Origin of the sequence: Neisseria sp. HMSC065D04 (assembly GCF_001815675.1) — a bacterium.
Classification (GTDB): Bacteria; Pseudomonadota; Gammaproteobacteria; order Burkholderiales; family Neisseriaceae; genus Neisseria.
In genome coordinates, this window is the sequence record NZ_KV821496.1 from 62,793 (window position 1) to 63,282 (window position 490).

At 49.0% G+C, this 490-nt stretch carries 1 CRISPR repeat array.

From position 1 onward, the window contains the following. Window positions 1-489: a CRISPR direct-repeat array (repeat unit 26 nt; unit sequence CCGCCTTCAGGCGGCTGTGTGTTGAA). The last annotated feature ends 1 nt before the right edge of the window (window position 490 follow it).

The following is a 490-nucleotide window of genomic DNA, read 5'->3' on the forward strand; positions in this document are numbered from 1 at the left end:
CCGCCTTCAGGCGGCTGTGTGTTGAAACACGATTACATCTTGTTGCCTGACGTGTTTGCCGAACCAGCCGCCTTCAGGCGGCTGTGTGTTGAAACGCCAATCTTGGTAAAAGCATCGGCAAAGTATTTACCAGCCGCCTTCAGGCGGCTGTGTGTTGAAACAAAACATCTGATTATGATGACTGTTATATACATTCCAGCCGCCTTCAGGCGGCTGTGTGTTGAAACAAATACTACAAATCAGCAAGCCAGCATCAAAAGTCCAGCCGCCTTCAGGCGGCTGTGTGTTGAAACGATAAGAAACTTATATTTTTTAGGAGGGGGGGGCGCCAGCCGCCTTCAGGCGGCTGTGTGTTGAAACCCCTCAAAAAGTGGGTAAAGATTGGTTTTTGAATCCAGCCGCCTTCAGGCGGCTGTGTGTTGAAACTAAAGGTGTTAAAAAGACAGGTAATGTTTTTAACCAGCCGCCTTCAGGCGGCTGTGTGTTGAAA